Origin of the sequence: Pseudomonas sp. B707 (assembly GCF_022496685.1) — a bacterium.
Lineage (GTDB): Bacteria > Pseudomonadota > Gammaproteobacteria > Pseudomonadales > Pseudomonadaceae > Aquipseudomonas > Aquipseudomonas paraglycinae.
Genome location: NZ_WTVE01000008.1, coordinates 80736 through 87452 on the forward strand (window position 1 = coordinate 80736; position 6717 = coordinate 87452).

Annotated in this window: 5 protein-coding genes and 2 tRNA genes; 5 read left to right on the forward strand and 2 right to left on the reverse strand. The window is 60.4% G+C overall.

Translation table 11 applies throughout. The features are described from left to right. The first annotated feature begins 107 nt into the window (after positions 1–107). From GQX66_RS02855 to GQX66_RS02865, 3 genes are all read left to right on the forward strand, one after another. Positions 108–869, forward strand: coding sequence for an SDR family oxidoreductase (locus tag GQX66_RS02855; protein ID WP_007917441.1), 762 nt, complete (start codon positions 108–110; stop codon positions 867–869). Between the two features lie 195 nt (positions 870–1064). Beyond that, on the forward strand, positions 1065–2465 hold the full coding sequence (locus GQX66_RS02860) for a PLP-dependent aminotransferase family protein (RefSeq protein ID WP_085745081.1): 1401 nt from the start codon (positions 1065–1067) through the stop codon (positions 2463–2465). A 108-nt stretch (positions 2466–2573) separates the two neighbouring features. Then, positions 2574–4538: a methyl-accepting chemotaxis protein gene (locus tag GQX66_RS02865; protein ID WP_102688657.1), complete on the forward strand. Its 1965-nt coding sequence runs from the start codon at positions 2574–2576 to the stop codon at positions 4536–4538. A gap of 338 nt (positions 4539–4876) precedes the next feature. Here GQX66_RS02865 and GQX66_RS02870 read toward each other — a convergent pair whose 3' ends face one another. Continuing rightward, positions 4877–5086 (reverse strand): hypothetical protein, encoded by a 210-nt coding sequence (locus tag GQX66_RS02870; RefSeq protein ID WP_240866122.1) that lies wholly within the window; start codon positions 5084–5086, stop codon positions 4877–4879. A gap of 165 nt (positions 5087–5251) precedes the next feature. Further along, on the reverse strand, positions 5252–6010 hold the full coding sequence (locus GQX66_RS02875) for a hypothetical protein (protein ID WP_173892861.1): 759 nt from the start codon (positions 6008–6010) through the stop codon (positions 5252–5254). Positions 6011–6398: 388 nt separating this feature from the next. On the opposite strand from GQX66_RS02875, the gene GQX66_RS02880 reads away from it, so the two are divergent. Both GQX66_RS02880 and GQX66_RS02885 read left to right on the forward strand, forming a co-directional pair. After that, positions 6399–6474 (forward strand) — tRNA-Glu (locus tag GQX66_RS02880). Between the two features lie 2 nt (positions 6475–6476). Beyond that, positions 6477–6552, forward strand: a tRNA-Gly gene (locus tag GQX66_RS02885). Positions 6553–6717 lie beyond the last annotated feature (165 nt).

A 6717-nucleotide genomic window follows, 5' to 3' on the forward strand; every position in this document is an offset into this window, starting at 1 on the left:
ACTGCGATTCATGCAAGCCTAACCGGCCTTTTGATAGTGCTGACGTCACTCAGGCCCCTGTGGCTATGCTGCCTTCATCAATCCCCCCCGCATTCGAGGACATAACAATGAGCATGACGTTTTCCGGTCAGGTAGCCGTCGTCACCGGCGCGGCCAACGGCATCGGCCGCGCGACGGCCCAGGCATTCGCCGCCGAAGGTCTGAAAGTGGTGGTGGCCGATCTGGATGCGGCCGGGGGCGAGGGCACTGTGGCGCTGATTCGTACAGCCGGTGGCGAAGCGACCTTCGTGCGCTGCAACGTGACCGTCGAAAGCGAAGTGAAGAATCTGATGGACGAGGTGATCAATACCTACGGCCGTCTCGACTATGCCTTCAACAATGCCGGGATCGAAATCGAGAAGGGCAAACTGGCCGAAGGCTCGATGGACGAGTTCGACGCGATCATGGGTGTCAACGTCAAAGGCGTCTGGCTGTGCATGAAGTACCAGTTGCCGTTGCTGCTGGCCCAGGGCGGCGGGGCGATCGTCAATACCGCGTCGGTGGCTGGATTGGGCGCTGCGCCGAAGATGAGCATCTACGCGGCTTCCAAGCATGCGGTGATCGGCCTGACCAAATCGGCTGCGATCGAATACGCCAAGAAGAAAATCCGCGTCAACGCCGTATGCCCGGCAGTGATCGACACCGACATGTTCCGCCGCGCCTACGAAGCGGATCCGAAAAAAGGCGAATTCGCCAACGCCATGCACCCGGTCGGGCGCATCGGCAAGGTCGAGGAAATTGCCAGCGCCGTGCTGTACCTGTGCAGTGATGGCGCAGCGTTTACCACCGGCCATTCGCTGGCCGTGGATGGTGGCGTGACCGCCTTCTGAGAGGCCATTGGCTGATGCATGAACGAGCCCGCCCATCGGCGGGCTTTTTTCGTCTCGGGGGCGGCTCCGTGAATTCGCTAAACAATGTGTTTCAAATATTGAGAAAGGAGGTTTTTGGCGGTTTTGTCGCACAGTCTCAAGGACGTGGCTGTGATTTACTGCCGCCAGCAAAAACGGACAGGAGTTTGCGCGCTCATGGAATTGAGAATTGACCGACAGGCAATGGTGCCGGTCGTACAGCAGATTGTTGACGGGTTGACCGAGTGGATCATGCAGGGGCAAGTGCCGCCGACGACGCGTCTGCCCTCCGTGCGAGAGATCGCACGGTGCAATCTGCTCAGCCAGTCCTGCGTCATGGAAGCTTGCGAGCGCCTTGTGGCGCAAGGGGTTCTGGCCTCGCGTCAGGGCTCGGGATTTATGGTGGCGTCTTCATTGCCCGATTGCTGCAAGGCGATCGATGGCACCGGGTGTGAGGGAGAGCGCAGCGGGGGGGATCCAGCCGCCCGATGGCGCGGCGGTTTGACGCTGGGAAGTGGCGTCCTGCCGGAGAGTTGGCGCGAGCCCGATGATCTCGCCTATGCGATCCGCGAAGTGGCGCGCGCCGACATGGCCAGTCTGTTCAACTACAGCACGCCTCTGGGGCTGCCGGCGTTACGCGAACAGATCATCAAGCGCCTGGGATTGCTGAGTATCAGGGCCGTGGCAGAACAGGTGATGACCACCGCCGGCGCCAGCCACGGACTGGACCTGATCGTGCGTACCCTGTTCAAGGCCGGTGATTGCGTGGTGGTCGAGACGCCCGGTTATGCGCCGCTGTTCGATCTCCTGCGCTTGCACGGCGTGCGCATGCTGGAGGTTCGCCGCACGCCGGGCGGGCCGGATCTCGAGGCGCTCGAGGCGTTGCTGCAACAGTTTCGGCCCGCCGCGTTGTTCATCAACAGTCACCATCACAATCCCACGGGCAGTTGCCTGCTGCCGGCGGTCGCCCGACGTATCCTGGAGTTGAGCAGGCTCTACGATCTGCGGCTGATCGAAGATGATGTTTACGCTGACCTGCACAATGGCAGCGGCACTCGACTGGCAGCGCTGGATGACGAGGGACGGGTGATTTACGTCGGCAGTTTTTCCAAGACCCTGAGCAGCTCGCTGCGAGTGGGTTTCGTGTTGGCCGATGGCGAACTGATCGAGCGCATGGCGCGGGTCAAGATGATCAGTTGCATGGGCACCTCGAGGTTCTGCGAGGCGGTGCTGGCCGGGATGCTGGCCAGTGGCGCCTACCGCAAACTGGTGCAGCGCCAGCGCCAGCGCCTCAATACTGATCGTGCGGCGGCTTTGCAGGCCCTGGAAGATGCCGACTGGGAAGTGTTCGGCAAGCCCACGGGCGGCCTGTTCATCTGGGCGCGCGCGCCGCTGGCCGATGAGGCGCACTTGCGCAGGCATGCCTCGCGCTGCGGGGTGCAACTGGCTTGTGCAACCTCGTTCAGCCCCAGTGGCGAAGCCTGCGACTGGCAGCGCATCAACGTGGCTTACGCCTGTGATCCCCGGGCGCGACAGTTTTTTCGCAGCACGACCGTGGATCGACCTCAAGCGTTCTGAAAACGACGCGTGCGTAGCTTTTTGCCATTATTCCGACGCCAGAGACTTGTGCTGGTTCGAGGCCATTGCGAATCTTCGACAACAGACTATGGCAGGGGACTACGCGCAATGATTTCGGCCGTGCAAGGACGTTTTGCCAACCTCGGTATGGCAAAAAAACTGGGTATCGGGTTTGTGCTGGTGTTGCTGCTGACGGCGCTGGTGGCCGCCATTGGCGTCTGGTCCCTGCAAACCATCAGTCAGCGCTTCGACGGCCTCAAGCAGATGTCATCGCTCAACAGTGGCTTGCTCAAGGTGCGGCTGCTGGAGCAGGACTACGCCTTGCACGGCAACCCGAAAACCGTCGATGCCTTGCATGAGGGTGTCGACGGTCTGATCGCCATGGCCGACCAGCTCAAGATTTTGTCGCCGGGCAATGAGTCGGTCATGAACGACGTCCAACAGTCATTGAGCGCTTACCGCAAGGCGTTCGATGAATTCGTCTCGTTGTCCCAGGCCAAGGACCTGGCGCTGGAGATGGCCAGTTGGTCGGTGTCCAGCGTCGCCAACAATCTCGATGTGTTGCAGGCCGGTCTGGCCGACGACGGCGCGTACACCCTGAAAGACAGCGAGGGCAAGGACGGGGCGCAATTCATCGAGCAGGCCGGTCAGGTCAGCCAGGTTTCGCGCTTGATGTTGCAGGCGATGAACGAAGCGCGGGTGCGACTGGATCAAAGCCGCAAGGGTGACGACAGCGCCGGCCAAGGCAATATCGAACAGGCTGCGCAAGCCCAGGCGCAGGCTGAGCAGCTCAAGTCCACGGTCAAGGACGAGGGTTACCTGACGGTACTCAATGAAGTGTCCGGACACATTGCCGGTTTCAGCGACAAGCTTGCCGAGTACACCGGGTTGCTGGCCCAGGAAAAGACTGTCTATCAGCAGTTGCATCAGCGAGCCGACGAAGTCGTGGCGCGGGTCGATCAGGCGTATGTCGCGCAAGACGGCGCGATGCAGGGCGAACTGAAAAAGAATTCGGTGCTGATCATTGGCTCGTCGGCGCTGGCGTTGCTGGTCGGGCTGATCGCGGCGTGGGTGATCACCCGACTGATTGTGGCGCCGTTGCGCAGCGTGATTCATGTGGCGCAACAGATTGCGGCCGGTGATCTGAGTGCAACGATCGAGGTCACCCGGCGGGACGAAATCGGTCAGTTGATGCTGGCCATGCAGCAGATGGGCGCGGGTTTGAGCACGATTGTCAGCGGGTTGCAGGCGGGGATCGAACAGCTGGCGAGTTCGGCGCAATCGCTGTCGGCGGTGACCGAGCAGACCAACCTTGAGGTCAGCAGCCAGAAAGAGGAAACCGAACAGGTCGCCACGGCCATGAACCAGATGACCGCCACCGTGCACGATGTGGCGCGCAATGCCGAAGAAGCGGCGCTCGCGGCGCAGACCGCCGATGGCAAGGTCGAAAGCGGCCAGCAGGTGGTGCGTCAGAGCATGGCGCGGATCGAGCAACTGGCGGATTCGGCGACGTCGGCCAGTTCGAGCATCGAAAGCCTCAGTGCGGAAATCCAGAATATCGGCACGGTGCTGGGGGTGATCAAGAGTGTCGCCGAGCAGACCAACCTGCTGGCGCTCAACGCGGCGATCGAAGCGGCGCGGGCGGGCGAGCAGGGCAGGGGCTTTGCGGTGGTCGCCGATGAGGTGCGGGCACTGGCTCGACGCACGCAGCAGTCGACCGAGGAGATCGAGCGGCTGGTCAGTGCCTTGCGTTCGGCGGCGCATTCGTCGGTGCAGCAGATTCAGAGCAGTGGCGAGTTGGTGAAGCTGGCGGTGAGTGATGCGTTGCAGACCGAGAGTGCGTTGGGGAGTATTGCGGCGGCGGTTTCGTTGATTCAGCAGATGAACCAGCAGATTGCGGCGGCGGCCGAGGAGCAGAGTTCGGTGGCCGAGGAGATCAATCGCAGTGTGACGAGTATTCGGGCGAGTGCGGATCAGTCTTCGATTGCCATGCGCGGGAATGCGGCTTCGAGTGTTGAGCTGGCGCAGTTGGGGAGTGAGTTGCGGGGGATGGTGGGGCACTTTCGGCTTTGACCTTGGCGGCCTTTGGGCCGACCAGGTTCGCGTTTTATTGCGTTCATATCCGTTTCTTCGGTAACGGCTTCTTATGGTTTCGCCCTTACGGCGAGTCCCTTTTTCAAACGCCAAAAAGGAACCAAAAGGCTGGGCCCCTGCGTTCGGCACCTCCTTTGGCTCGGTGTTCCTTCGTTCCGGGATTCATCCGGGGGCATCGCCTACGGTTTGCTTCGCTGCACCTCCTCTCGATGCATGCGGCTTCGCCGCACGGTCGCTGCGCTCCCACCCCCGGATAAATCCCTCCACTCAGCCTTCCGATGGGGCCGGTACGTCAAAAGCGGTACTCGAGCTAACGCTCATTGTGTTGAGTGGTGGGAAGCCAAAGCAGAAGCAGAAGCAGAAGCAAGAGTAGAAGCAAGAGTAGAAGAAGCAGAGGATGCAGAAGGTGCAAGGTGCAAGGTGCAAGGTGCAAGGTACAGCAGGTGCAGCAGGTGCAGCAGGTGCAGCAGGTGCAGCAGGTGCAGCAGGTGCAGCAGGTGCAGCAGTGTGAGTTGAGTTGCATACATTTCAAAACCCGAGTGCGACTCGGTCTTTCACGTCGGCGTACCTCTTCCAAACAGCGCGGTCAGTTCCCTCTCCCTCCGGGAGAGGGCTAGGGTGAGGGAAAGCTTTTGATCTTCTTTCAGGCAATAAAAAAGCCACCTCCCGGTGGCTTCTCTCTTTGACTGCACTCAGTCGTAAATCACTTTCTTCTTCCAGTCCGCGTCAGCCTCGACATCTTTGAGGCCGGCAGTCAGTTGGTTTTCTTCGCCTTCGACCGGGGCGATTTTGTCCATGACCTGGGCGTTGGCGCGGGCCAGGAGTTTTTCCAGGTATTGGAGTTGTTCGGCGTAGATTTGCGGGTCCTGCTGTTTGCGCAGGTATTGCACGCCGCGTTCGAAGGCGAGGCGGGCCTGGCCTGGTTGGTTTTGCTGGAGGGCGTGCTGGCCGAGGTTGTTGAAGAACTCGATGTGCAGCAGTACGAGGATGTGGCGTACTTCGCGGACCCAGTGTTTGGCTTCGTTCGGTGGCAGGAAGCCGTCCTGGGCGGCGCGGGTGATCTGGCCGTGGAGGGCTTCGAGGAGGAAGCGGACGTCTTTGGCCTTGGCTTCGGTCTGGATCGGGGCCGGTGGGTTGTTGACCGGGATCGATTCGCCCTGGGCGACGAGGGCGCTGAGTTCAGTGATGCGGGCCTTGGTGGTGGCGCTGGTCTTTTCCAGGTTCAGCAGGCGCTGGCAGACGTTCAGCTCAAGGCGGGTCAGCAGCAGCTTGAGGGCCGGGGTCATGAACTGGCCGGGGAAGGTTTCGGTCAGTTCGCCGCAACGGCGCAGGCGGTCGTTGAGTTCGACCTTGGTGCGGGCCTTCTCCAGTTTGGTGTTTTCCACCACATGGTTCATGTAGCCAATGGCGATCAAGATTGCGATCCCGGCTATGACTAGCAGGGTGATCATGAGTGGTGTCACCGGTAAGACCTCTTTATAGGGTTCGCATGCGAGTGTAGTGGCTTGGCATAGAGGAGCCTAGCGCCGCTCGACGGGTTTGGATCGGCGAAGCTGAATCTGTATCGGCCAGGAACCGGCTTATATAAATGCTGGCCCTTGGGGTTCAGATTGCCATCACCTGTGCCGTGGACTATAACGCCTTGGCGAGTGTCGGAATATAGGCGTCAATCGTCGGGCGACGCAAAAGCCGGAAACGGCCCGTAAAGCAGGTCGAAGTCATTGATTTAAATAAATTTATATCTGGGGGTTGACGACCTTTCAATCCATCCATAGAATGCGCGCCACTTGCAGCGTAAAGCACACAGCGAAACGCGGCAGGGAGTGAATGTTGTAGTGTGTCCCCTTCGTCTAGTGGCCTAGGACACCGCCCTTTCACGGCGGTAACAGGGGTTCGAGTCCCCTAGGGGACGCCAATGCGGGAATAGCTCAGTTGGTAGAGCACGACCTTGCCAAGGTCGGGGTCGCGAGTTCGAGTCTCGTTTCCCGCTCCAATTTTAAACAGCAACGCTTTCGGGCGGTGCTGAGTGAAACCAGAACCCGATCTTCGGAGACGGATCTGGACACCGAAACACACACCATGTGTTCCGGGTAGCGTGTCCCCTTCGTCTAGTGGCCTAGGACACCGCCCTTTCACGGCGGTAACAGGGGTTCGAGTC